This is a genomic window from Bradyrhizobium sp. SZCCHNR1017, from assembly GCF_032381375.1.
GTDB lineage: Bacteria > Pseudomonadota > Alphaproteobacteria > Rhizobiales > Xanthobacteraceae > Bradyrhizobium.
Genome location: NZ_JAUHIR010000001.1, coordinates 1,154,510 through 1,179,642 on the forward strand (window position 1 = coordinate 1,154,510; position 25,133 = coordinate 1,179,642).

General features: G+C 66.9%; 23 protein-coding genes. 4 read left to right on the forward strand and 19 right to left on the reverse strand.

Features of this window, described 5'->3' with window-relative positions; all coding sequences use genetic code 11:
- Window positions 1–9: 9 nt before the first annotated feature.
- The 4 genes from QW863_RS05410 to QW863_RS05425 form a co-directional block, all read right to left on the reverse strand.
- Complete coding sequence (locus tag QW863_RS05410) at window positions 10–726, reverse strand: DnaJ domain-containing protein (protein WP_315718401.1); 717 nt, start codon at window positions 724–726, stop codon at window positions 10–12.
- A 110-nt stretch (window positions 727–836) separates the two neighbouring features.
- A complete protein-coding gene (locus tag QW863_RS05415) occupies window positions 837–1,595 on the reverse strand; it encodes a VWA domain-containing protein (RefSeq protein WP_315718370.1) in 759 nt (252 codons plus the stop codon).
- Between the two features lie 132 nt (window positions 1,596–1,727).
- Complete coding sequence (locus QW863_RS05420; protein ID WP_315718369.1) at window positions 1,728–2,615, reverse strand: alpha/beta fold hydrolase; 888 nt, start codon at window positions 2,613–2,615, stop codon at window positions 1,728–1,730.
- 412 nt (window positions 2,616–3,027) lie between these two features.
- On the reverse strand, window positions 3,028–3,951 hold the full coding sequence (locus QW863_RS05425) for a division plane positioning ATPase MipZ (RefSeq protein WP_315718368.1): 924 nt from the start codon (window positions 3,949–3,951) through the stop codon (window positions 3,028–3,030).
- A 262-nt stretch (window positions 3,952–4,213) separates the two neighbouring features.
- Here QW863_RS05425 and panC point away from each other — a divergent pair, with 262 nt between their 5' ends.
- Window positions 4,214–5,065 (forward strand): pantoate--beta-alanine ligase, encoded by an 852-nt coding sequence (gene panC, locus QW863_RS05430; protein ID WP_315718367.1) that lies wholly within the window; start codon window positions 4,214–4,216, stop codon window positions 5,063–5,065.
- Window positions 5,066–5,233: 168 nt separating this feature from the next.
- On the opposite strand, the gene QW863_RS05435 is transcribed toward panC, so the two are convergent.
- The 8 genes from QW863_RS05435 to mgtE all read right to left on the reverse strand — a co-directional run bounded on the left by QW863_RS05435 (window position 5,234) and on the right by mgtE (window position 11,932).
- On the reverse strand, window positions 5,234–5,674 hold the full coding sequence (locus QW863_RS05435) for a DUF1489 domain-containing protein (protein WP_315718366.1): 441 nt from the start codon (window positions 5,672–5,674) through the stop codon (window positions 5,234–5,236).
- Window positions 5,675–5,697: 23 nt separating this feature from the next.
- Window positions 5,698–6,690 (reverse strand): hypothetical protein, encoded by a 993-nt coding sequence (locus QW863_RS05440; RefSeq protein WP_315718365.1) that lies wholly within the window; start codon window positions 6,688–6,690, stop codon window positions 5,698–5,700.
- 298 nt (window positions 6,691–6,988) lie between these two features.
- Complete coding sequence (locus QW863_RS05445; protein ID WP_315718364.1) at window positions 6,989–7,180, reverse strand: hypothetical protein; 192 nt, start codon at window positions 7,178–7,180, stop codon at window positions 6,989–6,991.
- Window positions 7,181–7,419: 239 nt separating this feature from the next.
- Window positions 7,420–8,079: a glutathione S-transferase family protein gene (locus QW863_RS05450; protein WP_315718363.1), complete on the reverse strand. Its 660-nt coding sequence runs from the start codon at window positions 8,077–8,079 to the stop codon at window positions 7,420–7,422.
- Window positions 8,080–8,242: 163 nt separating this feature from the next.
- Complete coding sequence (locus QW863_RS05455; RefSeq protein WP_315718362.1) at window positions 8,243–9,115, reverse strand: hypothetical protein; 873 nt, start codon at window positions 9,113–9,115, stop codon at window positions 8,243–8,245.
- Window positions 9,116–9,261: 146 nt separating this feature from the next.
- A complete protein-coding gene (locus QW863_RS05460) occupies window positions 9,262–10,080 on the reverse strand; it encodes an aldo/keto reductase (RefSeq protein ID WP_315718361.1) in 819 nt (272 codons plus the stop codon).
- A 76-nt stretch (window positions 10,081–10,156) separates the two neighbouring features.
- Window positions 10,157–10,432 carry a helix-turn-helix domain-containing protein gene (locus tag QW863_RS05465; protein WP_315718360.1) on the reverse strand — a complete coding sequence of 92 codons (276 nt, stop codon included), beginning with the start codon at window positions 10,430–10,432 and terminating at the stop codon, window positions 10,157–10,159.
- Window positions 10,433–10,513: 81 nt separating this feature from the next.
- Window positions 10,514–11,932, reverse strand: a complete 1,419-nt coding sequence (gene mgtE, locus QW863_RS05470) for a magnesium transporter (protein ID WP_315718359.1) — start codon at window positions 11,930–11,932, stop codon at window positions 10,514–10,516.
- 110 nt (window positions 11,933–12,042) lie between these two features.
- Between mgtE and QW863_RS05475 the strand changes: the two genes are divergently transcribed.
- Entirely contained in the window at window positions 12,043–12,879 is an 837-nt protein-coding gene (locus tag QW863_RS05475) for a polysaccharide deacetylase family protein (RefSeq protein ID WP_315718358.1), read from the forward strand.
- 240 nt (window positions 12,880–13,119) lie between these two features.
- The gene (locus QW863_RS05480; RefSeq protein ID WP_315718357.1) at window positions 13,120–14,313 is read left to right on the forward strand and encodes a polysaccharide deacetylase family protein; all 1,194 of its coding nucleotides are present in this window, start codon (window positions 13,120–13,122) and stop codon (window positions 14,311–14,313) included.
- Window positions 14,314–14,369: 56 nt separating this feature from the next.
- Here QW863_RS05480 and QW863_RS05485 read toward each other — a convergent pair whose 3' ends face one another.
- From QW863_RS05485 to QW863_RS05500, 4 genes are all read right to left on the reverse strand, one after another.
- The gene (locus QW863_RS05485) at window positions 14,370–14,744 is read right to left on the reverse strand and encodes a hypothetical protein (protein WP_315718356.1); all 375 of its coding nucleotides are present in this window, start codon (window positions 14,742–14,744) and stop codon (window positions 14,370–14,372) included.
- 233 nt (window positions 14,745–14,977) lie between these two features.
- Window positions 14,978–16,216: an FAD-binding oxidoreductase gene (locus tag QW863_RS05490; protein WP_315718355.1), complete on the reverse strand. Its 1,239-nt coding sequence runs from the start codon at window positions 16,214–16,216 to the stop codon at window positions 14,978–14,980.
- A gap of 15 nt (window positions 16,217–16,231) precedes the next feature.
- Window positions 16,232–16,582, reverse strand: coding sequence for a RidA family protein (locus QW863_RS05495; RefSeq protein ID WP_315718354.1), 351 nt, complete (start codon window positions 16,580–16,582; stop codon window positions 16,232–16,234).
- 39 nt (window positions 16,583–16,621) lie between these two features.
- Window positions 16,622–18,118 (reverse strand): amidase, encoded by a 1,497-nt coding sequence (locus tag QW863_RS05500; protein ID WP_315718353.1) that lies wholly within the window; start codon window positions 18,116–18,118, stop codon window positions 16,622–16,624.
- 206 nt (window positions 18,119–18,324) lie between these two features.
- Between QW863_RS05500 and QW863_RS05505 the strand changes: the two genes are divergently transcribed.
- Window positions 18,325–18,990: an XRE family transcriptional regulator gene (locus tag QW863_RS05505; RefSeq protein WP_315718352.1), complete on the forward strand. Its 666-nt coding sequence runs from the start codon at window positions 18,325–18,327 to the stop codon at window positions 18,988–18,990.
- Window positions 18,991–20,062: 1,072 nt separating this feature from the next.
- Here QW863_RS05505 and QW863_RS05510 read toward each other — a convergent pair.
- From QW863_RS05510 to QW863_RS05520, 3 genes are all read right to left on the reverse strand, one after another.
- Window positions 20,063–22,651 carry an ATP-binding protein gene (locus QW863_RS05510; protein WP_315718351.1) on the reverse strand — a complete coding sequence of 863 codons (2,589 nt, stop codon included), beginning with the start codon at window positions 22,649–22,651 and terminating at the stop codon, window positions 20,063–20,065.
- A 213-nt stretch (window positions 22,652–22,864) separates the two neighbouring features.
- Window positions 22,865–24,373, reverse strand: coding sequence for a glycerol-3-phosphate dehydrogenase (locus tag QW863_RS05515; protein WP_315718350.1), 1,509 nt, complete (start codon window positions 24,371–24,373; stop codon window positions 22,865–22,867).
- Window positions 24,370–25,116 (reverse strand): class II aldolase/adducin family protein, encoded by a 747-nt coding sequence (locus QW863_RS05520; protein WP_315718349.1) that lies wholly within the window; start codon window positions 25,114–25,116, stop codon window positions 24,370–24,372. Before QW863_RS05520 ends, QW863_RS05515 begins: the two co-directional genes overlap by 4 nt.
- Between the last annotated feature and the right edge of the window lie 17 nt (window positions 25,117–25,133).

A 25,133-nucleotide genomic window follows, 5' to 3' on the forward strand; every position in this document is an offset into this window, starting at 1 on the left:
TTGCCGGAGTTAGCCGTGATGCGTACGAAGCAGAGTATCCTTGGCCTCGTTCACCCGGGCGGCGAGGTACGTCGACCCCCCTTGGTCGGGATGCAGTTTCTTCATGAGCGCGCGGTGGGCACGCCCGATCTCGTCTCGCCCCGCGCCCGGCTGCAGGCCAAGGATCTGATAGGCCTCCTCTTCCGTCATTTTGGAGCTCGACGCCGCGCGGCCCTGCCGCCCTGCCGCATCGCCCTGCGCGTGCTGACGCCAAGCGGGAAACCGGCGGTCCAGATAAGTTTCAAGTAGAGCGACGCTGTCGGCATCGAGGCTCGGCGTCATCGCGGCGAGCTGCGCCAGATCGAACTCGTCCAGCGACCGGCCGGCATGGGCGCCGGCGACAAAGCGGCCCTGCATCTGCCCGCTGTCATGATCGAGCACCATCTCGATGAATTGCGAGCGCACCCGCGAGCTCTGACCCGACGAGCGCTGCCCACCCAGCCCGAACATGCTGCCGACATTGCCGAGACCACCGGGTGACCAGCCGAGCAGCCCCGCCCCGAACAACCCGATCGGGATCGCCACCACCAGCTCGCCGCGGAGGCCGGTGAAGGCTGCCACCGCAAGGCAGCCGATACCGCCGGCAACCTTGATCGCGCGCGCCAGCGCCGCCGGATTCGCGTTCCGGAACATCTGCAGCAACAGATAAAGGGTGATGACGGCGACGGCGCCAGCGATCAGTGTCATGGCCCGAATATAGGGCGTGCCGGGACAAAAAGCATGATCGGCTGCGTCCGCGACCGGCAGGCTCGAGCCGCTGCGCCGGGCTTGACGTTGGCGGCCGCCGAAATCGATCTCTACTTCATCTGCCCGATCAGGCGTGCCGCGCCCGCTTCGGAGCCGGCCAGCCGGAGCAGCGCCGCCCGGCCACCCGCCGCGTAGGCCGCGGCGGCACGCAGAAGGTCGCGCAACTGCGCGGATGCGCCGGGATCGAAACGGCACCATGCTCCCCCCGACAGCCGCGCCATCTCGCGAAACGCCTGCTCGGCCGCGGGCTCATTGCCCTCCTGGAACATGAACAGCGGAACCTTCAGCAGCCCGAGCTCGCCGGCCTTTGCGCAGAGCACGTCGACATTCTCCTCCATCGCGTCGCCAACGAACACGACGGCGCGGATTCCGGATGCTGTCGCATGGCGCCGCGCCTCGGCAAGAACCTTGCCGATCTGGGTCTGGCCGCCGCGGCAATCGATCTTGCCCATCAGCCGGGCGAGCTCAGCGCTGTCGGATATCCAGCCAGTGGCGCGGCATTCATCGAAGCCACGATAGTACACCAACCGGATATCGAGGCTGCCGAGTGCGGCGGCCTCGCGAAACATGTCGGCCTGCAGGGCACAGGCCATGTCCCAGGTTGGCTGGCGGCTCAGGGTCGCATCAAGCGCAAAGACGAGACGGCCTCTGGTTCCCTGAGCGGCAGGAGCCATGGCCTTGGCCTGCGCAACGAACGCCGCAACGGCGTCTGCCGTGGAACGCTCATTGTCGGGCAACCGCTGCTGGCGCGATCCCTCTTCGGCCGAGGTCAACGGGGCAGAACCGGGCTTCGAACGATCATCGACCATGCACGCACCTTGCTCGGACGCGCATCATGTGGGCAGGCGGACGGACGGCTTCAACGACGGCAACGCATCTGCCCGCCGACGTGGCAGGCAAGGATCAGGCGAGGCTGGCGCGCGCCCCGGCGGCTTGCGCGCTCAATGCGTCAGCGGCTTGGCCGGCGTCGCGGTCTTGCCAACCGGCGCATAAGGCGCGACGGGACCCGGATCGAGCAACGGGGTCTTGGTCTCGACCGGCCCGATGTCGCTGGTGCTGTCGCTATCGGCGAGGAACTTGTCCAGCATGGCCTGGATCGACGACTTGGCGTCGTCAGGTCCGGTGTCGCGCATGTCGTTGTGCTGGAAGTCCGTCTTGACGACGGTGATGCCTTCCTTCTCGCAGATGTCGTCGCTCGGGATCACGCCGGGATCGGTCTTGAATTGCGGGTCCTTCGAGCGGAACGACAGGATCTTGAACTTGCCGTCGGTGACGAACGGGACGCGGAGGTTGTCGAGCGTGACGACCTTCCGGACGTCTTCGGGATACTGCTTGGCGAAATACATCGAGATGTCGCCGCCCATCGAATGACCAACCATCGTCAGATGATCATAGTCGGCATTCGGCTGCACCTGGTGCATCTGCTCGACGGCGAACCGGATGTTGGCGACACCGCGCTGGATCTGCGGCAGCCGGCCGACATAGGGCTCGCCGACCTTCGTCACCATCGGCGCATCGGTCGGCAGGTCGTGCTGGATGCTGACCGCCATGTAGCCGCGCGCAGCAAATACGTTGGCCAGGAACGAGTACTCGGTGAACTTGACGGTGTTGCCGTGATTGAGGATCGCGACCGGCAGCTTGATCATGCCGGCTTCGGCCTGCATCTCCTTGTCGCGCCGGACGGCCACGGCGACCTCGACCAGCCGGTTGTCGCGCGAGGCGTCATAGAACCTGATGGTCTCGTGCCGGATAGCCCACTTGCTCGCGGTGAAGTAGCCGACCGCCGCCAGCACGCTGACAGACACAAGAACGGTTATTCCACGCTTCATGTTTGTCCCTCGGGAGCACAATCAAAGGTAGTTTTGAACCTGTAAGACTCTCGCGACCCGTTCTGTTTAATATATGTAACGGCGCTGTGACAGGAAGACCAAATGTTGTGTATCCGTCGCCCGTTCGTTGTGCGCCGCACCTAGTTGCTGTGCAGCATAGCTGGGTTCCGCCGCCCGTCTCTTGCGACTTGAGCCCTGAACGTCAGGTTCAAATCAGTCATGAATTTGACGGTAATCTAGCGAAATTGGCGGCTGCGGCGTTGACCTGAGACAAATCTTCCTCCGTCCGCCCCCAAACAGGCCGGGCGCGCCGTTACCCGCCACCGCTGTCCGCAGATTGTTTAACCAAGCCGGGCGCACGTTCAACGCGCACAATGTCTCAGGCGAGGTCTCGCCCGAATGCGGACGGTATTCAGGCGCTGATGATGTCGTGCAGGTCGAGTGGCTTGTCGACCTGGGCGAACCATTCGGCGCGGTTCGCGGCGCGGCGGCGGCCGCGCTCGTCCAGCGGCAGCTTGAGCTGGCGCAGCAGGCTGGTGACCTCCTCCCGGGCCGTGACGTGGCCGAGATTGGGGCGGGTGCCCAGGGTCGCCTCGTCGATGTCGTCGAGCGCGGTCAGTCCGCGCGGGAAGAACTCACGGTAGACGACGCGTTCGGCAAAGCCGTCGATGGCGCGAAAGCCGAGCCGCAGCGACAGGTCCTTGAGGCCGTCGGCGACCAGTTGCTTGTTGCGGGAGCCGAGCATCGACAGCCGGTTGCGGACCACGATCCAGTCGGTCATCGCACCGTCCACCTGGCGGCGCTTGCGCCGGACGTCACGCACCATCTCCGCATAGTGGCTCTCGCCGGTCACGGCATAGGTCGCGGGATCGACCGTTCCCAGCACGTCGAAGTCGAGGAAGCTGTCGTTGATCGGCGTGACCAGCGTATCCGCCATCGAATGCGCCAGGCGCATCAGGTAGCTGTCGTTGCCGGGCGTATCGATGACGATGAAATCGAACGAGCGTTCGACGGCGCTCACGGCCTCCATGAACTGCTGGAACTCGGTGTTCTCGTTCTCGTCGATCTGCAACGTCCGGCCGAGCTGGATGCAGTAGTGCGTCGGCAGTTCGAGGCGCAGTCCGGTGCGGCGCGCCCAGGCGCTCCGGTTGTTGATGTAATGGGTGAAGCTCTGCTGGCGGCAATCGAGATCGATCGTGGCGACACGCTGGCCGGCCTTCAGGAGTGCCACGGCAATGTGCAGGGCGGTGGTCGACTTGCCCGACCCGCCCTTCTCGTTTCCAAGCACAACCACGTGGGCCGAGCCCGATTGTCCTTGGCTAGTTTGCACCAGCATGTTGTCGACCTCTTACGATCATCTTCGAGTCACGGTCGTCTGCGGTCAAGTGAAATGCATCGTCATCGTGAATCCCACGGGGGACGCATCCTCCGCTACTACTTGACGCGCGCGTTTACCAACTCCGCATCGGACGCGGAGACGTGCTAACAGGCGTATTCAAGTATGCTGAGCGGCGTGTCGCGTTCTTGTTAAGGGCAGTCGCCCGAGCGTCAAGGCCGAACAGTGCAACCGCAATTTTTCGCTGTGAGATCGAGCAAAAATGTCACGAAGCCCGCGCGTCGCCCGCACCGTTTCCGCCCTCCGCCGCGAGCTCGACAGCTTGCGCGCGAGAAAAGCCAGCATCGCGCTCGTGCCGACCATGGGCGCCCTGCATGAAGGGCACATCTCGCTGGTCCGGCTGGCGAAGCGCCGCGCCGACAAGGTGGTCGTCTCGATCTTCGTCAACCCGACTCAGTTCGCGCCGACGGAGGATTTCGGGTCCTACCCCCGGACCTGGAAGGAGGATGTCGCGAAACTCGCGGCCGAGCGCGTCGATCTGATCTGGCATCCCGACGCGAAGGCGATGTATCCGGACGGCTTCGCGACGCGGATCGTGCCGGAGGGCGCGGCATTGGCCGGGCTGGAGGATCGCTTCCGTCCGCATTTCTTCGGCGGGGTCGCGACCGTGGTCGCCAAGCTGTTCACGCAATGCCGGCCGGACGTCGCGATCTTCGGCGAGAAGGACTATCAGCAGCTCCGCGTCGTCGCCCAGATGGCGCGCGACCTCGATCTCGGCGTCCGTGTCGTCGGATCCCGTACGGTGCGCGAACGCGACGGACTCGCGATGTCGTCGCGCAATGTCTACCTCACGGCAGACGAGCGGCGGGCGGCGCCGACGCTGCACCGTGTCCTGAAGGAGCTGGCGGCCCGGCTGCGCGCCGGCGACGACATGCAGGCGGCCATTGGGGATGGCGCCGCCGCGATCACCGAAGCCGGCTTTGCCTTGGACTATCTCGAGGTCCGCGACGCCGAGACGCTGGCGCCCATCGCCCCGAACGAGTCAGGACCGAAACGCATCCTGGTCGCGGCCAAGATCGGAACCACGCGACTGATCGACAATATCGCCGCGTGAGCCGCCGGGAGACCAGCCGTCCGCCAACACCGTGAGCGCGCCCTCGCCCGCAAGGCAGAGGCAAGGACAACTGACGCCGCGTCGAGCGTACGCCCGGCCCTTGCGAGCGAGGCTGACTTCCGCCTCGCGTGAGATGCTCACGCGCAACACCACCGGCTCATCAAAGTGCTACAGCAGGCCGAGATCGCGCAGCTCGCGGCGCAGCGGCTCGGGCATGGCTTCGACGCCCGCCGCACCGGACTTGCCGAGATCGGCCGGCGCATCCTCGGCCGTCAGATAGCGCCAGCCCTGGAACGGACGCATCGGCCGCGGCGACACCGCGATCACCTTCGGCTGCATGATGATGCGGCACCGCCCGATGCCGTCGCCGTCGCGGAACGGCTCGATGCCGACGATCTTCTCGCGCGCGGCGACCTCACCGCGAATCACCCAATACAGCGAGCCGCCGGCGAGGATGTCCTCGACCCGTTTCGGCGTCATCCGCGTGACATGGACGTGCTGCTGCGGCAGGCCCTTCTTCTTGGCCGCGAGCATGCGCTCGGCGATCCACTCCTTCAGCTCTTTCACGGACTCGCAGCCGACGGCGAGCTTGATCAGGTGCAGAGGCATGATGGCGGTTCGACCAGCGGGATCTATTCGTTGTTGGCGGCCGGCTCGGCGGCCTCAGGCGCCGCTTGAGGCGCCGCAGCGGCCGGCTTCGGCTTCGGCGCGGCCTTCTTGGCCGCCGGCGGCGCCTGGGCGTGGCTGGCAGCCACGGTCGGTGGGGCTGCGGGCGGCGCAAGCTGCGTCGGCGGTTTCGGCGCGGCGGCTGCCGGGGCGACCGAGCGCGTCGAGGCCGTCGGCTCGGGATTCATGATGCTGACCGGCGGGGTGTTCGCCGAGCTGGGAAATTCGGCGGTCGTCGGCTTGCCGTTCGGCGCCGACGGCGCCAGCCCTGGAGGCGCCAATCCCGCAAAGGTTCCAGCGGCCGGTTGGCCCGGCGCCGCATTCCACTGCGAGGCGTAGCGCGTCACCAGCCCCTCATAGGTCCGCCCTTCCATGTTGTTCATCAGTTGCTGGCGATCACCCACGGCACGGAACATCACGCAATCGCTAGGCGTACAGCGGTCGCGTGTCAGCAGCACATAGGCCATCAGGCCATAACGATCGCGCTCGACGGCGCGGCGCAGCGCCAGCAGCTCCGCGGTCATCACCTTGTTCGCGCTGGCGACGTCGCCCACCTGGGACAGCCGGCTCAGCATGCCCGCCGCATAACTGACGGCCGCGGCGGTCATCTCGGCCGATCCGAACAGGCTCTTCTCGCAATTCGCGAGCACCAGATCGCCGGCGAGATCATCCACGCAGGCCAGGGCGGGTACCGAGAGGCCGACGGAGGCGGTCACCGCAGGATCGCCATTGGCGCCACGCGGGGTCGCATCCTGGCTCCGCATCATCGACGCCACCGCAATCCCGACCGCCAGCAGCGTGATCACCGTCAGCGCGCCGTTGGCGACCGATTTCTCGGCCCTGAGCAGCGTCATCAGCACGACCAGTGCAAAGAAACCCGCCGCGGCAACGGTGAGCCACATCGGGAACGCCGGTGAGTTCAAGAGCTGATCCAACGAGGAAGGCCAGGTCGAGTTCATGCGCGCTTGTTCCTGACGCGGGCCAGCGAAAACGGCCCCGATGGCGTCCCTACATGGGACGGCCGTGAAACGATCATCAAATTCAAATGATCACCCGATCGATTGCGGCCCCACCAAGACAATAAGACGATTCCATACGCCTGCGGGCGCCGGATGGTGTGGAGCTACCCGCTATCCCCAAAGGGATCGCGCAGCAATCGTCATCGCCTCGCGCCACGGCTCCCGAACGCGTGGCAACTCCCCCTCTCGCTTCGGCCATGTCTCCGGCGGCCGCGTCCGCCGACGCGGCACGTCGTCTTCAAGACAAGGCCAATTGGCTCTCTCTGGCAACCCGCTCGAAGGCTTCCGTCGAGCTTTTGATCCGATACTGGCAGTCGTCGTCTTCCGTCGGAAGCTGGCGGATGATCTCGTAGGTGCCTGTGGCGGCCGGACGCGAGACGTTGCTCGCGGTGAAATAGACGGTCGCCCCAATGGGGAACTTGTGTTTCAACGCCCTCTCCTGCTCGCATGCCGGCAAGAGCCCCTGGTCCCGCTGCCCGGGCCGGCGTGTCTTTATAAATATCGCGCTTATATCACGCCGCCGCCCGCCCTGACCAGCGACCTCACGACATGGCAAACGCGGAGATTGCGAGAGTCTTCAACGGGATGGGCCCGCAAACGGTATTCTTGGACGAGCGGGTCGGGGTTCGCTCGTCCACCACGGACCAAATCGCGAACGGACGAGACCGCTCAGATGTTCTCGACCCGCTCGATGACCCAGTCCTCCGCCAGGCCGTCCTTCACCCAGGCCGCGAAGGCCGGCATCGCCATCATCATGTCCATGTAGGCGCGGGTTTCGGCGGCGACCGGAATGGCGAAACTGTGGAAGCGCGTGACCACCGGCGCGAACATGGCGTCGGCGGCGCCGAAGCGGCCGAACAGGAACGGCCCGCCATGGCTGTAGCGGGCACGGCAGTCGCGCCAGATGTCCTCGATCCGGGCGATGTTGGCCCTGGCATCGGCAGACAGCTCCACCGGCCGCACCGGCCGGTGCAGGTTCATCGGGCATTCGTTGCGCAAGGCCGGAAAGCCGGAGTGCATCTCCGCGCAGACGGATCGGGCATGGGCGCGCGCAGCGGCATCGGCGGGCCACAGCCCCGCCTGCGGGAAGCGCTCGGCGAGATATTCGATGATCGCGAGCGAATCCCACACGCTGATCGCGCCATCGATCAGGATCGGCACCTTGCCGGCCGGGGAATGCTCAAGGATGCGCGCCTTGTCGGCGGGATCGGCGGTGTAGAGCGGGATCACGATCTCATCGAAGGCGATGTCGCAGCCGCGCAGCGCCAGCCACGGCCGCATCGACCATGAGGAATAGTTCTTGTTGCCGATCACCAGCTTCAGCGTCATGTCGCACCGTCTCCGTGTTGGGCGTGGACGGCCCGCGCAGCCGCGCCGTCGACGCTCATGCTATGGGCGACGCATACAGGATGATCGGCCGTTGCGTCGACACACAAGCGCTACGCCCCAGACCACGCGCCCGCCCCCGTGCCGTCGCCGGCCGCAGGGCAGATCAGCGGGCGAAATCCTGCGGCGTGAACGACATCTCGATCACCTTCCACTCGTTGTAGCGATCGGGAGGCAACATCGCGTAGGGCTGGCAGGCATTCAACGCCTGGACCGCGCTCTCCTTGAGCTGGATCGCCTTGGAGGCTGCGACGACCTCTATCACCTCCGGCTCCGTCGCCAGCCGTCCATCCGGTGTCATGCCAAAGCGCAGCCTGATGAGCACGTTGTCCGACAGCGACAGCGACGCCGGCAGCCGCGCGCAGCTCCTGACCTTCTGCCTCAGGGCCGCTTCCAGATTGGCGGCGAGGTTCGTCGTCGCGGTCGGCCCGGCGTCCTTGCCGTCCTCCGGGCCGCCGGGACGGGGCAACGGTGACAGCGGCTCGGGGAGACCGAGCATGACCCCATACTTCACCGTGAGATCCGGTTCGGGAGGCACATAGGTCGGCGCGGGTGCCGGCACGGGTGGCGGCGCCGGCTTGACGGCGGATTTGCTCTCCGCCTTTGCGGCCGTCTTCACCGCCTTGGGCGATGCAGCCTGCGCCGGCTGTTTTGCCGCCGGCGCAGGCTGCATCGGAGGATTGGGGGTCTCCCTGGCGTCCTGCGGGGGACTGGGCGGTGGCGGTGCGGCGGCCGCGGGCAAGGCGCTCGGGTCCGGCTGCGGCAGCACCAGATCCGGCGTCGGGGATGGCGATGGCGTGGCGATGGGCTCGGGCGTCTTCTGCGGCTCGTCAGCGTCGACGATGTTGACCTCGATCTCGTCGCTCTTGGGCAGCTCGTAAGGCCGGACCGAGGTCGAGACCACGACCCCACCGGCGATTAGGAGATGCGCGAGCACGGACGCGGCGATGCCCCAGCGGATGAACTGCCAACGTTCCATGCTGCTTCACTACGCCCGCGCATGAGCGAAGGCGCGGGCGCGCCATCGCTCTGATCATCGGCAGGGAATGCGGCAGCCGCCGTCGTGCGGCCCGCCGGCCGCTCCCTGTCATGTCAGGCTGTAGCACAAATGCGCGGGCGCCGCCCTCAATCCCATTTCGGCGCAAAGGCGAAGTTGGTCATCCGTCCTTCGGGGCTGCCCATCGCGAAGATGTCGGCCATGTCCTGCTCCGAGAGCTCGAAATCGAACACGTCGAGGTTCTCGGACAGCCGTTCGACCTTGGAGGTCCGCGGGATCGCCACGACGTTCTGCTGCACCAGCCAGCGCAGGCAGATCTGCGCCGGGCTCTTGCCATGGGCGCGGCCGATCCGCGTCAAGGTCGGATCGTTCTTGATCCTGCCCTTGGCGATCGGGCTGTAGGCGACGAGCGCGATGCCATGGCGCGCGCAGGCCTCGCGGACCTTGGTCTGATCGAGATAGGGATGATACTCGACCTGATTGCACACCAGCGGCTCCGGCGATGCCGCCACTGCCTCGTCGAGCAGACCGACCGTGAAATTGGACACGCCGATATGGCGTGCGAGCCCGAGCGTCTTGGCATGGGCCAGCGCGCCGAGCGTCTCGCTCAGCGGCACGTGCGGATTGGGCCAGTGCAGCAGCAACAGGTCGACCTCGGAGACGCGCAGCCGGACCAGGCTCTCTTTGGCCGAGCGCTCGAGATCGTGCGGCGCAAAATGCGTGGTCCACACCTTGGTCGTCAGGAACACCTCGTTGCGCCGGACGCGGGACGCACGCAGGCCCTCTCCGACCTCGTGCTCGTTCTCATAGACCTGCGCGGTGTCGATGTGCCGGTAGCCGAGAGTGAGCGCCTGCTCGACGATGCGGCTGCAGGTGCGGCCACGCAGCTCCCAGGTTCCGAGACCCAAGGCGGGAATCCTGGCACCATTGGCCTCGATCATCAGCATGGCCGTGCACTCCAGAGCGCGTGCAACATTATGTAGGCACACGCTGGGCGTTGCCAACGCACGACCCGTGGTGGGCTTAAGTCTTGGCTAAAGCCGCGAACACCGTCTCGGGCGCGTGCGCGATGACGGTGAGCAGCGCGCGCGCCGGGCCGCGCGGCATGCGCTTGCCCTGCTCCCAATTGCGGATGGTCTCGACGGGCACACCGAGCTTGGCGGCGAATTCCTGTTGGGTCAGATGCACCCGCCGCCTGAGATCGCGCACTTCGAGCGGAGCCGCGGGCGCCAGCGGAATCTCCTCCCCGTCGCGCAGCTCCACGATCCGTCCATCTGCCTTCAGCCGCAAGCGTTGCATCGTCCGACTCCGTGTCGAGCAACAGTCTCGCCGAACCACGTTAAGGCCGGATTAACGATATAAGTCGTTCAGGCGCCGGGGTTATTTCAGGCCGAACCAGAGCGTGGCGATGCCGAGAAACGAGAAGAAACCGACCACATCGGTCACCGTCGTGACGAAGGTTCCGGAGGCGACGGCGGGGTCGGCGCGGACCCGTTCGAGCACCATCGGGATCAGAATGCCGCCCAGCGCACCCGCGACGAGATTCGAGATCATTGCAAGCCCGATGACGATGCCGAGCCCGGGCATCTTGAACCACGCCACGGCGGCGATGCCAGTGACGAGCGCAAAGGCCAGGCCATTGACGAGCCCGACCAGCCCCTCGCGCATCACCACCCGCATCGCATTGTTCGCCCCGAGCTCCCGCGTCGCCAGCGCGCGCACCGCCACCGTCATGGTCTGGGTCGCGGCATTGCCGCCCTGACTGGCGACGATCGGCGCGAGCACGGCGAGCGCCACCATCTGCTGCAACTGGTCCTCGAACAGGCCGAGCACCGATGACGCCAGGAACGCGGTGGCGAGATTGATCAGCAGCCAGTTGAAGCGGCCCTTGGCGATGGTCCAGACGCTGTCGGACAGTTCCTCGTCGCCCGACACGCCGCCGAGCGCCTTGAAATCCTCGTCGGCCTCCTCCTCGATGACATCGACCACGTCGTCGATGGTGATGACGCCGGCCAGCCGGTTCTCGGCATCGACCACGGGGGCCGCGACCAGATTGTACTTGCCGAACAGCCGCGCCACCTCGGCCAGATCGTCGGTGACGGTGACGCGACGGCGGTCCTCGTCGATCAGATCGGCCAGCGGAACCGGACGGCGGGCGCGCAGCAGCGTATCGAGCGACACCGCACCCTGCCAATGCCGAGCGTCGTCGACCGCATAGATCTCGTAGAACCGCTCGGGCAGATCCCGCGTCTCGCGCATGTAGTCGATGGCCTCGCCGACCGTCCAACCCAGCGGAACCGCGATGAACTCCCTCTGCATGCGGCGGCCGGCCGAGCCCTCGGGATAGTCGAGGCTGCGCGCGAGCGCGTCGCGCTCGGACGGCGGCAGGCGTTCGAGGATCTCCTCCTTGTCCTCCTCGTCGAGGCTTTCCAACAGCTCGACGGCGTCATCGGATTCGAGCTCGCGCACGCCCTCGGCGACGGTCGCGGGCTCGAGCTCCTCGAGGATCTCCTCGCGGACCGCGTCGTCGACCTCGTTCAGCGCGGAGAAGTCGAAATCGGTGCCGGTCAGCTCGACCAGCCGGACACGGTCGTCCGGTGCGAGCGCCGCGATCAGGTCGCCGAGGTCGGCCTCGTGCAGCTCGGCGACCTCGGCGCGCAGGAACGCCTCGTCCTCGGCGGCGATGGCCGCCGTGATGGCCGCGATGAATTCGGCGCGAATCTCGCCGGATTCCGTGCGCATCGGCGCGCGATCGCGTAGAGTTGCATCAGCATGGGCAACGTCCGATGTCTCGTTCATGACGTGCCTCACGCGCTTGATTTCAGAGCAAATGGTCTGATTTGTGCTTTCACGCATTACATAATCGGCAACAGCGAGCGCAACGGGAAAAGATGCGGCCTTGGCGATCGATGACAGGATGGGTAAACGCGGCCGGCGTCGTGGCGGCGCTGCTCGCGGCTGACGTCACCGCGGCCGCGCCTGCCGCATGCCCGCGCGAAGGTACGCTCGGCACGTCGCGCATTCTCACCGTCGACGCCGCGACACATCCGCGCGTCGGACTGAAGAGCTTCCCGGACACGCTGCCGCTGCATGACGGCGAAGTGGTTCTGACCTTCGACGACGGCCCGTCGCCGCCGATGACCGACAAGGTGCTGGCCGCGCTCGCCAGGGAATGCGTGCGCGCGACCTTCTTCCTGGTCGGCGAGCCTGCGTCGCGCCGCGCCGCGTGGGTGCGGAAGATCGCGGCCGAAGGCCACACCATAGGCCATCACAGCTTCACGCATGCGAATCTCGCGCACATCACGCCGGAACAGGCCGTCGATGAGATCGATCGCGGCATCGCCGCCGACGAGAAGGCGCTCAACGGCGCGGAGACGACCACGCCGTCGACGCCATTCTTCCGCTTCCCCTATTTCGAATCGACACCGGCGACGCTCGACCTGCTGCAGTCGCGCGGCATCGTCGTGTTCGGGGCCGATCTCTGGGCCAGCGACTGGAACCCGATGTCACCGCAGCAGACGCTGAAGCTGCTGACCGCCCGGCTGAGCCAGGCGCGCAAGGGCATCATCCTGCTGCACGATCCGCAGCCGCGCACGGTCGCCATGTTGCCCGCGTTCCTGCGCTACCTGAAGAACCACGGCTATCGCGTGGTCCATGTGGTTCCGAAGCAGCCGGCGGATGTGCATCACGAGCAGCGTAGCGAGCGCCCTTCACCCGCGCCGACGCCGCCGCACGAAGGTGGTTAATCCGTCGTTCAGGGCCGCTGTCTACGCTCGACGGCCGTGATCGCGGCGATTTCTGCCGCTTGCAATCCGGCAACAGCCGCAGGCAAACCGGAACCCGGAACGATGTCATCTCGCGACAGCCGAACATCCCTGCTATGTCTTGGTGGTCGCTTGCCCCTTCCGCGCGGCTGCGACACATCATCGAGCGTCGAAGACCCTGGCCGAAGGCGTCGGGACGGTGAAGGGAATGTGAGCAGCGTGATGCGTGATCGTCGGTGGGCTTGCGTCGGACGGCCAACATGGCTCGCGGTGCTGTTGGGCACCGTCGCCTGCTTCGCCTCCAGTGTCGGATCATCGGCGGCATCGGCAGCCGATTGCCCCGGGCATCCGAACGCGCTCGGCACGTCGCGCGTCCTGGTGGTCGATCCGCGCGAGCATCCGCGCATCGGCGCGATGCAGTACAAGGAGACGCTGCCGCTGAAAGATCACGAGGTCGTCATCACCTTCGACGACGGCCCGCTGCCGAAATACAGCAATCAGGTGCTGCAGATCCTCGCCGATCAATGCGTCAAGGCGACGTTCTTCACCATCGGCCGCCAGGCCAAGGCCGATCCCGAGGGGGTGAGGAAGCTTGCGGCCGCCGGCCACACCATCGGCACCCACAGCCAGAACCATCCGCTGAGCTTCAACAAGATGACGCTCGACCAGGTCAAGCCCGAGGTCGACCAGGGAATCGCCTGGACGACCGCGGCGCTCACAGATCCGTCGGCGCTGTCGCCATTCTTCCGCGTGCCCGGCCTGCTGCGCGGCGACGCCGTGGAGAGCTACGCCGCCTCGCTCGGCCTGCAGGTCTGGAGCGCCGATTTCCTCGCCGACGACTGGCGCAACATCTCCGGGGCCAAGGTCTATGAGCTCGCGATGAAGCGGCTGGAGGCGCGCGGCAAGGGCATCCTGCTGCTGCACGACATCCATGCGCGCACCGCTACGGCGCTGCCGAAGATCCTCGCCGAGCTCAAGGCCAAGAACTACCGCATCGTCCACGTCGTGGCGGCGACACCGGACCGGCCGGCGACGCCGACCGAGCCCGAGGACTGGCTGGTGCACCGCCCGTCGGACGAGACCCCGGTGGCGCATTGGCCCAAGATCGCGCCCGTCGATCTCGCTGGCGCCGATACGGGGGCCCGCGCCAGGCTGGACGATTTCGGGATTCTCAACGTGCCGGCGGCCGTCGCGCGTGTCGTGCAGAAGCCGGCATGGCCGCGTCCGCCGCTCGCGCCGCGGCTTGCGGCGCCGGCGTTGGCAGCGCCGGCGTCCGATCTGTTCGCATGGCCGCCTGTCGCGCCGCTGTCGGCGCAGCGGCGCCAGCTGGCCCGGCTCGAGAGCCCGGCCCCGAAGGCTGTGGCCGCCAAGCCGGCGCCGCGCCCGGTGCGCCTCGCCAGCCTCAGGCGGCGCTGAACATTCGCAGATGTTGCAGGTGAGGACGCGGGACAATTCGCCCGCGCCGCGCGCGATCAGCTCGAGACCAGCTTGCTGACGCAGAGGATGACGGTGGCCGCCAGGAAGAACAGGTCCATGTAGGACTTCTTCTCGCCGTCCTTGCGCAGCGATCCGACGTCGGACACCACCTGCCTAGAGACCACCTGCCCCACCGGCCCGTCGCCCAGCATGCCGGCCAGACGGCGAACGTCCGACTCCATCTTCTCGATCCGTCCGAAGAAGTGGAAGGTGCGCACCACCGTGACGGCGCGCATGCCGGCATAGATCAGCACCACCAGCGCCAGGACGGCGCGGTTCTGGTACTTCTCGACGTAGTTCAGGCTGAGATAGACGGCCGCGAGAAATACGAAATTCGAGATGAAGCGGTACATGAGGCCCGTGAAGTTCATCTGCTCCCCCACATGATGTTCGGATCACTGGCCGACGACAGAACTCACGAAACGCGTTTCGCCCCCGCGTCCTGGTCCAACCGGCGTCACCCTAGGAGAGCGGGCTTGCGAATTCGTGAAGTGGAAATTTTGCAGCGCCAGAACGGCCCAGAACAGCCACGCTTGGTAAACAAGGGACTGCCCGGCGGGCGCCGCTGCAGCCTGCAATTGCAGGGCTGCAACGGCGCTCGCAGCTATGCGCCGAAACGTGCCGGCGCGCAGGCGGCGACGTCGACGCTCGGCGCTTCGCCGCTCATCAGCTCGGCGAGGATGCGGCCCGTCGCGGGCCCCAGCGTGAAGCCCTGGTGGCCGTGGCCGAAATGCAGCCACAGGCCCTTGTGACGCGCCGCCTGGCCGACGACCGGCAGCATGTCGGGCATGCACGGCCGCGTGCCGATCCACGGCTCGGGCTCCACCGGCTTGCCGAGATCGATGAGCTGGCGCGCGGCAGCCTCGGCCTTGCCGAGCTGAACCGGGGTCGATTTCGCATTCGGCGATGACAGCTCGGCACCGGTCGTGATGCGCACGCCGAGCGCCATCGGGTTCATCAGATAGCCGCGCGCCGCATCGCGCAGCGGCAAATCGAGCGGCGCGCCGCCGGTGTAGTGACGGTGATAGCCGCGCTTGCGCACCATCGGGATGTCGTAGCCGAACCGCGTCAGGAACTCCGGCGACCATGGCCCGAGCGCGACCACCACGGCCTCGGCCTCGATGCGTCCCTCCGCGGTGGTAACGGCCCAGCCGCTGCCCGCCTGCGCCAGCGTGGTCGCGTCGCCGCGCAGCAGCTTGCCGCCGCGGCGCGTGAACAGCTCGGCATAGGAGGCGACCAGGCTGCCGGGATCCGACACGGTCCACGGCTCCTGCCAGTGCAGGCCGCCGATGCCGCTGTCGATCAGCGCGGGCTCGGCCTGCTTGAGCTGCTGGGCGCTGAGCAGCTTGAACTTGACGCCGAACGCCTTGCCGACGGCTTCGGCCTCCCTCGCCTCCTTGTCGAACTGCGCCTGCGTCCGGTGCAGCACGCGAAAGCCGTCGCGGCGCACGAGGTTGCCGGCCCCGGCCGCGAGGATCAGCGGCTCGTGCTCGGGCGCGGCGCGCGCGATCAGTTGCGCATAGGTGCGCGTCAGCACCTCGTGGCGCGCCGGGAACGAATTCCACCAGTATTGCAGCAGCGGCCGCACGTGATAGGGCAGCGCCGCGAGGCTGTAGTGCACGTCGTTGGTGCGCGCGAGCGCGATGTCGAGCACGCCGGCGATATCATAGGGCATCGCGTAGGGCCTGACGGCCTCGCTCTGGATGATGCCGGCATTGCCGTAGCTGGTCTCGCGGCCCGGCTCCCTGCGGTCGACCAGCGCCACTGACCAGCCACGGCTCTGCAGGTGCAGCGCCGTGCCGACACCGACCATGCCGCCACCGAGAACGATCGCGCTTTGCATCGTCATCACTCCTGCTCAGGTCCGCGCCGCCGCGACGACGGTGACCTCGATCTTCACATCCGCGATCATCTGCGCCTGCACCGTGGTGCGGACCGGCAGCGGATCCTTGAAGTGCCTGCGATAGGCCTCGTTGTAGGCGGCGAAATCCGCCTTGTCGGCGAGGTGCACCATGCAGGACACGATGTCGTCGAGCGTCAGCCCCTCGCCGGCCAGCGTTTCCGCGATGTGCTTGAAGACGAGGTCGGTCTGCGCCGCGATGCCCTCGGGGATGCTGCCGTCATCGGCGACCGGAATCTCGCCGGACAGGAACACCAGGCCGCCGGCGCGGCGCACCAGCGAGAACGGCCATGAGGGGGCGTCGGACATCGTTAGTCGCTCCATGATGTAGTGATCATGAGTGCCGCCTCAATCCCACGCCATGAAGCCGGGCGTCTGCGCCAGCGGCGGCAGCGACGCGAGCCTTTCGAGATCCGGCCGGGGACGGCGCAGCTCGGCATCATCGGCGAACGCGGCCTCCAGCGCCGCGGCAACGCCGAGCACCAGCGCGTCGCCGCCGCGGGGACCGACGATCTGCAGGCCGAACGGCAGGCCGTTGTCGTCGAGGCCGAGCGGCAGGCTCAGCGCAGGATGCCCGGCCAGGGTCACCGCGTAGGCGAGCGCCAGCCAGTGGAAGTACGACCGCGTCGGCACGCCGTCGATCTCCGCCGGATACAGCTCCGCCCACGGCCGCGGGCTCAAGGTGATGGTCGGGCTGATCAGCACGTCGTGGCGTGCGAAGAAGCCCTGATAGGCGCGATAGATGCGGGTCTGGTTGGCGCTCGCACGCGAAAAATCCTCGAGGCTGTAGCCGAGCCCCTCCTCGACATTGGCGCGTACGTTCGGCCCGAGCATGTCGGGCCGCTCGCGATAATTCTTGCCGTGCTGGGTGAGGAACAGCGAGGCACGCAGCACCGCAAAGGTCTCGTCGGCGCCGCTGCAATCCGGCGCGCCCTCCTGCGCGCCAGCAAACAGCGGCGCGATGCGCGACACCCGCGCGCGGAAGGCGCGGCGGATCAGTTGTTCGGTCGGCGCAAAGCCGAAATCCTCGGTGAAGGCGAGCCTGAGCTTGTTGAGTTCGACCGCCGGCGGCACGGCCCAGCGCGATGGCGCGCCGCGCACGGCCTCGCCCGGCAGGGTGTAGGCGAGCGGATCGCGCGCATCGTCGCTCGCCATCACCGACAGCATCAGCGCGGTGTCCGCGACATCGCGCGCCATCGGCCCGTCGGTCGACAGGCACGACCAGCCATGGGCGCGCTTCTCGCTGGCGACGAGGCCGTAGGAGGGGCGCATGCCGACGATGCCGGAGAAGCCGGCCGGATTGCGCAAGCTGCCGCCGGTGTCTGACCCCGAGGCGAGCGGGGCCATGCCACAGGCGAGCGCGACCGCCGAGCCGCCGGAGGAGCCGGCGGCCGAGCGCGCGGGATCGAACGGGTTGCCGGTGGCGCCGAACACGGGATTGCGGGTGTTGCCGCCCGCTGCCCATTCCGGCGTGTTGGTCTTGCCGAAGATGATTGCGCCGGCGGCGCGCAGCCGGCCCACCGAGGCCTGGTCGACGGCCGGCACGTTGTCGGCCAGGATCGGGCTGCCATAGGTGGAGCGCATCCCGGCGGTGTCCTGGGTATCCTTGATCAGCACCGGCAGGCCGTGCAGCGCCCCCCGGTCCTCGCCCCTCACGATCTCGGCCTCGGCGGCCTCGGCCGCCGCGCGGGCAGCCGGCTCGTCCAGGGTCACCACCGCGTTGACGGCCGGGTTCACCGCCGCAATCCGCTCCAGGCACGAGTCGAGCAGCGCGACCGGCGAGATCGCCTTTGTTTTCAACAGCTTGACCAGCTCGACGGCGGTCTTGTCGCAAATCGATTCCACGGGGCTTCTCTTTTCCGTTTCGGAAAACTATTTAGCATATAGGAAATCGAATGCACGACCCGAAAACGCATTGTTCCACCGCTGTCCACGCATGACCTTCGGACATTGAAGCACCCGATTGAATTTCCTGCTCTATGGGCCGAGATTGTCCGGGCTGCTCGGCTCTCGACACGCCTGATCCGCTAACGGATTTTCCGGAGATCGCTTTGACAGACACCGCCATCAGCGCGTCGACCGAAGGCCCCCACTCCCAGCTCGGCCAGTGCCTGAAGGCCGCCCGGCAGGCGCGCGGGCTGACCCTGAAGCAGGTCGCCGAAAAGACCGGCATGGCGCTGTCAACGCTGTCCAAGGTCGAGAACGGCCTGATGTCGCTGACCTATGACAAGCTGCTGCAGCTCACCTCGGGCCTGCAGATGGACATCGCCGAGCTATTCAGCCCGGCTTCGCCGCGTCCCGAGGCGGGTCGCCCGGTGACCGCCCGCCGCAGCGTCAGCCGCGCCGGCCAGGGCCAGATCGTCAACACCAGGTTCTACACCTACACCTATCAATGCACCGACCTGATCGGAAAGCGCATGGTGCCGATGATCGCCGAGGTGCGCGCCCGCACGCTCGAGGAGTTCGGCCCCCTGCTCCGCCACAGCGGCGAGGAGTATTTCCTCGTCACCCGCGGCACCATCGCCGTGCACACCGAATTCTACGCCCCGGAGATCCTGCACGAGGGCGACGGCATGTATCTCGACAGCACCATGGGCCACGCCTACCTCAACGCCGGCGATGCCGACTCCGCGCAGGGTGTGTGTCTCTGCACCAGTGAGCAGGCCGATCTGTTCGAGCAGCTGCACCGGATTGCGAGGAAGGATGCGGTGGAGTGAGGTGAAGCCTCCGGCGTAACCCAGCGCACTCGCTGGGGCCCACAACTGAAAGTGCCCTCAGCAGCAGAGCGACTTCCGCAAGCTCACGACAGACGGCTGATGCTTCTCCACTCCCACCGAGCAGCGGAGGTGCGAAAGACCACAGCTACTAAGCCGGTCGGCACCGGCTCGTTCGCGGGACCTGTCATTGGGTCCAAACGATCGCTAGTGGCTCACGAGTCTGCCAGAAACCGTTCGGACCACAACCGGCGCGCCGATCTCTTTCAACAAGCGACTGATGCGCGCCTTGTCAGCGCCCGGCTCGACATCGACCCGCACGTAGAACGCGCTCGTCTCGTCTCGATATACCGACGGACTCGACCTCCGAAGCGCTGCAATCATCCGATGGACGACTGTCTCAAGCCCAAGTCCCGACCCGACGGGCGACTCGGCCCTTGCCTCCCCACGGCCTGGGCCCCCAATCATGGGCCAAGGTCGATGCGCGGAGATTCTCATTTCACGAGACGCCTCAAGCACATCACGCCTGTCCAGTCCGTCCGGCGAAAATATCCTGCTTTCTCATTTTCAGAAATCGTGATTGAGTGCAGCCGTCCCGCCTCGGCACGAGGGGCGTATCGCGATCGTCACGGCACGCGGGGTGGGATGCGGTGGGCGCAGCGGTTCGCAGCGTGACGAAGGTCATGCGGACGAACGAACCCGTTGCGCCGGCGAAATCGTAGGGTCCTGGCCTCCCGATGCTGAGGCCAAGCTCGCGACAATGCTTTCGCGTTGCGCGGGTGACGGGGGCAAGACAGCCGGTCCCCGGGGAGAGGACGTATAAGCCGGAAAACCATCGCGCGGGGAATGCCGGGATGTCTCGGCTGAACCTGTGGTTCCTGCCGCCTGCATTCTTGTTCGCAGGCGGGCCATGGGTGCGGCCAGCACCCGGCATTCCCCGCGCCCTCGTCGTCGAGAGGGCGAAACGACCGGCACAGCTCGGGCGCATCAAGCGCCGCGAGGCGGAGACGACTTGCCCGGACGGCGCCGTCGGTCGGGCGAAGGACGGATCGATGCACGCATGATCGCCGCGGGCTCACGTCGCCTTCCTGCCGGCCAGGGCCGACACGATCGCCTCCGACAATTGGCCGAGCCGGAACGGCTTGGCGAGCAGCCTGCTCGTCGCGCGGAAATCTTCCGGCACCAGCGACGGGTCGGCGAAGCCGGACATGAAGACGATCGGCAGCTCGGGCCATCGGCGGCGCACCTCGCGCGCCAGGTCGATGCCGGTCATGGCATCCGGCAGCAGAATGTCGGTCAGCAGCAGCGCGAACGGGTCCGGCCGCTCCAGCGCGCCGATCGCGGCTGCCGCATGGGTGACGACGACCGGGCTGTAGCCCATCGACGTCAGCATGGTCGATGCCATCGCGCCGACCAGCGGATTGTCCTCGACCACCAGGATCCGCTCGCCGGTCTGCGGCCGCGCCAGCCGCGCCGCGCCGGCGCGCGCTCGGCCCGTGGCGCCCGGCCCCGCGCTTGGCAGATACAGCGTGACGCAGGTGCCTTCCGCCACCCGGCTGTCGATCAGCACCGTGCCGCCCGATTGCCGCGCAAAGCCATAGACCATGCTGAGGCCGAGGCCGCTGCCCTTGCCAAATTCCTTGGTGGTGAAAAACGGCTCGAAGGCGCGGCGCGCGATCTCGGGCGGCATGCCGGCCCCCAGGTCCGACACCGCGATCGTCACGTAGTCCCCGGGCATGATGCGCTCGTCGCCGTCGTCGAGCGGCTGGTCGAGCACGGCATTCGTCGTCGCGATCGTCAGGCGCCCGCCGCCGTCCATCGCGTCCCGCGCATTGAGCGCCAAATTGAGCAGCGCGTTCTGCAATTGCGTCGGATCGATCAGGCAGTGCCACAGCATCGGGTCCTGCGCCAATTCGATCTCGATGTTCTCGCCGAGCGTCCGCTGCAGGATGGTCGTCATGCCGTTGACGAGCTGGTTCACGTCGGTGACCTGCGGCTGCAGCGCCTGCTTGCGGGCGAAGGCGAGCAGCCGGCGGTTGAGATCGGCGACCCGCTCCGCCGCCTCGATCGCCCGCTCGACCATGCTGCGGCGGGAGCTTTCGCCGGGCGTGAGCGCGTCGAGCAGCAGATCGAGATTGCCGAGCGTCGCCGCCAGCATGTTGTTGGAGTCGTGCGCGATGCCTCCTGCCAACTGGCCGATGGCCTCCATCTTCTGCGCCTGACGCAGTTCGTCCTCGATGCGCTTGCGCTCGGTGATGTCGACCGACAGCACGAAATAGCCGCGCACCGTGCCATCCTGGCTGCGATCCGGCACGCGAATGGTCTCGCACCAGCGTTCACGGCCGTCGGGAAACGCGATCTTCTCCTCACCGCCCGCGGTTCGGCCGGCCAGCGCGGCCTCGATCTTCGGCCTCACCTCGTCTCGCCGCGCGGGGTCGATGTAGTCGTCGATCCGCCGGCTGCGACCGACCCCGCTGGACGGCTGCGCATACCATTCGCGCGCGACGCGGTTGGCATAGCGGATGTCACCATCGGCGCCGACCTGGACGATCAGCGCGGGCACGTTCTCCGTGACCAGCAGATGCTGCTCGAAACTGTCGCGCAGCGCCTGCTCGGAGGCCGCGCGCAGCCGCCATTGCCGCGCCAGGACGAGGCCGAATCCGGCGATCAGCAGATTGAGGCCGGCGGCGATGGCGCTGTAGTACAGCGCATTGTTCTTCCAGCCGGCCAGATACTCGACCGGGTCGCGCGCCACGGTCACCACCAGCGGCAGGCCGGCGACACGCCGATAGCTGATGCTCCGCGACGTCCCGTCCGTCATGCCGCTGCCCTCGAAGCTGCCGTGAGGCGCCTGCGGGAGATAGAGGCTGAACAGGCGATTGGACCCGACGTTGCGGCCGGCGAAATCGTCGGCATGCGGCGAGCGCAGCAGGATCGTGCCGTCGTCGCGATAGAGCGTCACCGTTCCGCGCTGCCCCACGTTCAGCGACAGGAAGAACTGCCGCAGATTCTCGTAGTCCACCGCCACGACGATCACGCCGGCAAATCGTCCGTCCGGCATCATCAAGGCGCGGCTGACCGCGATGAACCGACCCCTGTTCACGCGCGAGGCCACCGGCACGTCGATGAAGAGACCGCGGCCGGGGTCATCGCGCTGGACCTTGTAATAGGCCCGATCGGCGAAATTGTTCTCACGGCCGGGAACTCCGTTGCCGGCGCTGTCGCCGAGCAGATTGCCATCCGCGTCCAGCACGACGATGCCGCCCGCGGCGGGGTACGGCACCACCCTGCGCTTCAACTCGCCGATCAGGGCCGGATTGCCGGCGGTGAGCAGCGATGGGTCCTGCTTGAGACTGTCGATCGTCGTGTTCAAGAGCACGTCGACGCCCTGGATGTTGCGCAACATGTATTCTTCGAGCGCGCGGGCGAGATCTCCGTTGGCGGCCTCGGTGGTCCGATAGGTCTCCCGATAGTTGACGGAAAGCATGTGGGCCACGAAGGCATCACACAGCAGCGCCAGCACGAGGCCACTCAGCACGATGATCCACGGAGTCCAGCGCCGGTCCATCCAGGAGCCGGACGCGAACCTCGTCCAGGCGTCGACGATGCCTTCCTGCCGCGGACCGCGCCGATGGTCGGCTCTCGCTTTGATCTGGTCCGGCATGGCGTCGAATTCAGGAGGTCGTCGGGCGGTTTGATTGTGAATCGATCGGCGCAGGGGGCATCGGCGAAGGTCCGGATTATGCCGAATTCCGCGTCTCCAGGCGCGTCGCGATCCATATCGCGGGCGCTCGATAGCACGGTTTGCCTGGGCGTGTCATCGGCACCCGCCAAGCGCTGCGGCGGTCGCGGAGGGGTTCGACGCGTCAAGGCCCGATCAGAGCTGGTGCTCGAACGCCTCGCGCTCGGCGCGGCTCAGATGCAGGCCATGCTTGGTGCGCCGGTCGAGGACGTCGGCGGCCGTGACGGCCCACTCCTGCTCGCGCAGGAAAACGAGCTCGCGCTCATAGAACGAGGCACCGAAATGGCGGCCGAGATCGCCGACGTTGCGGGACGCTCCGAGCAGGTCGCGCGCACGGGTGCCGTAGAGCCGCGCATAGTGCGCCACTACATCGCGCGGCAATCCCGGATAGGCGCCTGCGAGATCGGCGAGGAACTGATCGAACGGCACGCCGAAATCGCCGCCCGGAAGACGCGCGCCCGCCGTCCATGCCGGCGCCATCTGCGGAAACCACGGCGCGAGACGTTCCATTGCCTGCTCGGCGAGCCGGCGAAACGTCGTGATCTTGCCGCCGAAGATCGACAGCAACGGCGGCTGTCCGGGCGCACCATGCACCTCGAACACGTAGTCGCGCGTCACCGCCGACGGATTGTCGGCGTTGTCATCGTAGAGCGGCCGCACCCCGGAGAAGGCGTGAATGATATCCCCCTTGCCCGGCGCGGCCCGGAAATAGCGCTTGAGCACCGTGAGCAGATAGTCGATCTCGGCACCATCGACAGCGACGTCGTCTGCGCGGCCGTCATGCACGATGTCGGTGGTCCCGATCAGCGCCAGGTCGGTCTCATAGGGATTGACGAAGATCACGCGGCGGTCGGTGTTCTGCAGCAGATAGGCCTGCGATCCGCTCCAGAATTTTGGCACCACGAGATGACTGCCTTTGACGAGCCGCACATTGTGCGCGGAGTTGAGCCCGGCGACACCCTGCACCACGTCCTGCACCCAGGGACCTGCGGCATTCACCAGCGCCTTCGTTCGGACGATCTGAACCTCGCCGTCTTCGGAGCGCATCTCCAGCCGCCAGGCATCACCCTCACGCCGTGCGCTCACGGCGCGGGTGCGCGGCAGGATGATGGCTCCCTTGTGCGCGGCATCGACGAGATTGAGGATCACCAGCCGGGCATCGTCGACCCAGCAGTCCGAATATTCGAAGCCGCGCCGGAACTCGGGGCGCAGCGGCGCGCCCTCCGGCTCGTGCGCGAGATCGACGTTGCGGCTCGCCGGCAGCTGCTTGCGGCCGCCGAGATGGTCGTAGAGGAACAGCCCGGTGCGCACCAGCCAGGCGGGACGCTGCTCCGGCGAGTGCGGCAGCACGAAGCGCATCGGCCAGATGATGTGCGGCGCCGAGGCCAACAGCACCTCGCGCTCGATCAGCGCTTCGCGCACCAGGCGGAATTCGTAGTACTCCAGATAGCGCAAGCCGCCATGGATCAGCTTGCCCGATCGCGACGAGGTGCCTTGCGCAAAATCGTCCTTCTCGCACAGCAGCACCTTCAGGCCGCGGCCGGCGGCATCTCGGGCGATACCAGCGCCATTGATGCCGCCGCCGATCACGGCGAGGTCCAACAGACCGTGATCGGTTCCGCTGCGTGAGACCGTCGCATTCATCGCTTGCTGCTGCGCTTCTTCTCTGGCTTGCTGCGCGCAGCGGCACGCGCCTTCGTCGTAGCCTTGGCCGGCTTTGCCGCTTTCGCCTTCGGCTCCTGCAGGCCATAGGTCGAAAAGCCCTGCGCCGTCTCGGCGATCTCGGCGTCACCCAGTATGTGCGGCTGGCCTAGGGCGAGCGACAGGTAGTATTGCTTCGCGATGGTCTCGAGCTCGACCGCAAGCCACATCGCCTTGTCGAGATTGGCGCCGACCGCGATCATGCCGTGATTGGCCAGCAGGCAGCCGTTGCGGCCTTCCAGCGCCTCCAGCGCAAGCTCGGACAATTCGGCCGTGCCGAACCGCGCATAGCCGGCGCAGCGGATGTCGGTGCCGCCGAACGCCGCCATCATGTAGTGGCAGGCCGGGATCGGCTTGCGCGCGATGGCGAGCACGGTGGCATAGGTGGAATGCGTGTGAACGACGCCGCCGACATCCGGACGGCCGCGCATGATGTCGAGATGAAAGCGCCATTCCGTCGAGGGCTTCAACGGCCCCTCCCAGGAACCGTATTCACCCTCGAGCGGCATCGAGGCGATCATCTCCGGCTTCATCGAGTCATAGGGCGTCGCCGAGGGCGTGATCAGCATGCGGTCCTTGTAGCGGGCGGAAATGTTGCCCGAAGTGCCCTGGTTCAGCCCCGACGCATTCATCCATCGGCATTTGGCGATGATGTTCTCGCGGATCAGCCGTTCCTCGCGATTCATGTCGAAAACCTTTCGTC

Excerpts from the sequence above, each read along its gene's own strand:
- QW863_RS05410 (WP_315718401.1), bottom strand. The coding sequence starts at position 726 with ATGACACTGATCGCTGGCGCCGTCGCCGTCATCACCCTTTATCTGTTG.
- QW863_RS05415 (WP_315718370.1), bottom strand. The coding sequence starts at position 1,595 with ATGGTCGATGATCGTTCGAAGCCCGGTTCTGCCCCGTTGACCTCGGCC.
- QW863_RS05420 (WP_315718369.1), bottom strand. The coding sequence starts at position 2,615 with ATGAAGCGTGGAATAACCGTTCTTGTGTCTGTCAGCGTGCTGGCGGCG.
- QW863_RS05425 (WP_315718368.1), bottom strand. The coding sequence starts at position 3,951 with ATGCTGGTGCAAACTAGCCAAGGACAATCGGGCTCGGCCCACGTGGTT.
- panC (WP_315718367.1), top strand. The coding sequence starts at position 4,214 with ATGTCACGAAGCCCGCGCGTCGCCCGCACCGTTTCCGCCCTCCGCCGC.
- QW863_RS05435 (WP_315718366.1), bottom strand. The coding sequence starts at position 5,674 with ATGCCTCTGCACCTGATCAAGCTCGCCGTCGGCTGCGAGTCCGTGAAA.
- QW863_RS05440 (WP_315718365.1), bottom strand. The coding sequence starts at position 6,690 with ATGAACTCGACCTGGCCTTCCTCGTTGGATCAGCTCTTGAACTCACCG.
- QW863_RS05450 (WP_315718363.1), bottom strand. The coding sequence starts at position 8,079 with ATGACGCTGAAGCTGGTGATCGGCAACAAGAACTATTCCTCATGGTCG.
- QW863_RS05455 (WP_315718362.1), bottom strand. The coding sequence starts at position 9,115 with ATGGAACGTTGGCAGTTCATCCGCTGGGGCATCGCCGCGTCCGTGCTC.
- QW863_RS05460 (WP_315718361.1), bottom strand. The coding sequence starts at position 10,080 with ATGCTGATGATCGAGGCCAATGGTGCCAGGATTCCCGCCTTGGGTCTC.
- QW863_RS05465 (WP_315718360.1), bottom strand. The coding sequence starts at position 10,432 with ATGCAACGCTTGCGGCTGAAGGCAGATGGACGGATCGTGGAGCTGCGC.
- mgtE (WP_315718359.1), bottom strand. The coding sequence starts at position 11,932 with ATGAACGAGACATCGGACGTTGCCCATGCTGATGCAACTCTACGCGAT.
- QW863_RS05475 (WP_315718358.1), top strand. The coding sequence starts at position 12,043 with ATGACAGGATGGGTAAACGCGGCCGGCGTCGTGGCGGCGCTGCTCGCG.
- QW863_RS05480 (WP_315718357.1), top strand. The coding sequence starts at position 13,120 with ATGCGTGATCGTCGGTGGGCTTGCGTCGGACGGCCAACATGGCTCGCG.
- QW863_RS05485 (WP_315718356.1), bottom strand. The coding sequence starts at position 14,744 with ATGAACTTCACGGGCCTCATGTACCGCTTCATCTCGAATTTCGTATTT.
- QW863_RS05490 (WP_315718355.1), bottom strand. The coding sequence starts at position 16,216 with ATGCAAAGCGCGATCGTTCTCGGTGGCGGCATGGTCGGTGTCGGCACG.
- QW863_RS05495 (WP_315718354.1), bottom strand. The coding sequence starts at position 16,582 with ATGTCCGACGCCCCCTCATGGCCGTTCTCGCTGGTGCGCCGCGCCGGC.
- QW863_RS05510 (WP_315718351.1), bottom strand. The coding sequence starts at position 22,651 with ATGCCGGACCAGATCAAAGCGAGAGCCGACCATCGGCGCGGTCCGCGG.
- QW863_RS05515 (WP_315718350.1), bottom strand. The coding sequence starts at position 24,373 with ATGAATGCGACGGTCTCACGCAGCGGAACCGATCACGGTCTGTTGGAC.
- QW863_RS05520 (WP_315718349.1), bottom strand. The coding sequence starts at position 25,116 with ATGAATCGCGAGGAACGGCTGATCCGCGAGAACATCATCGCCAAATGC.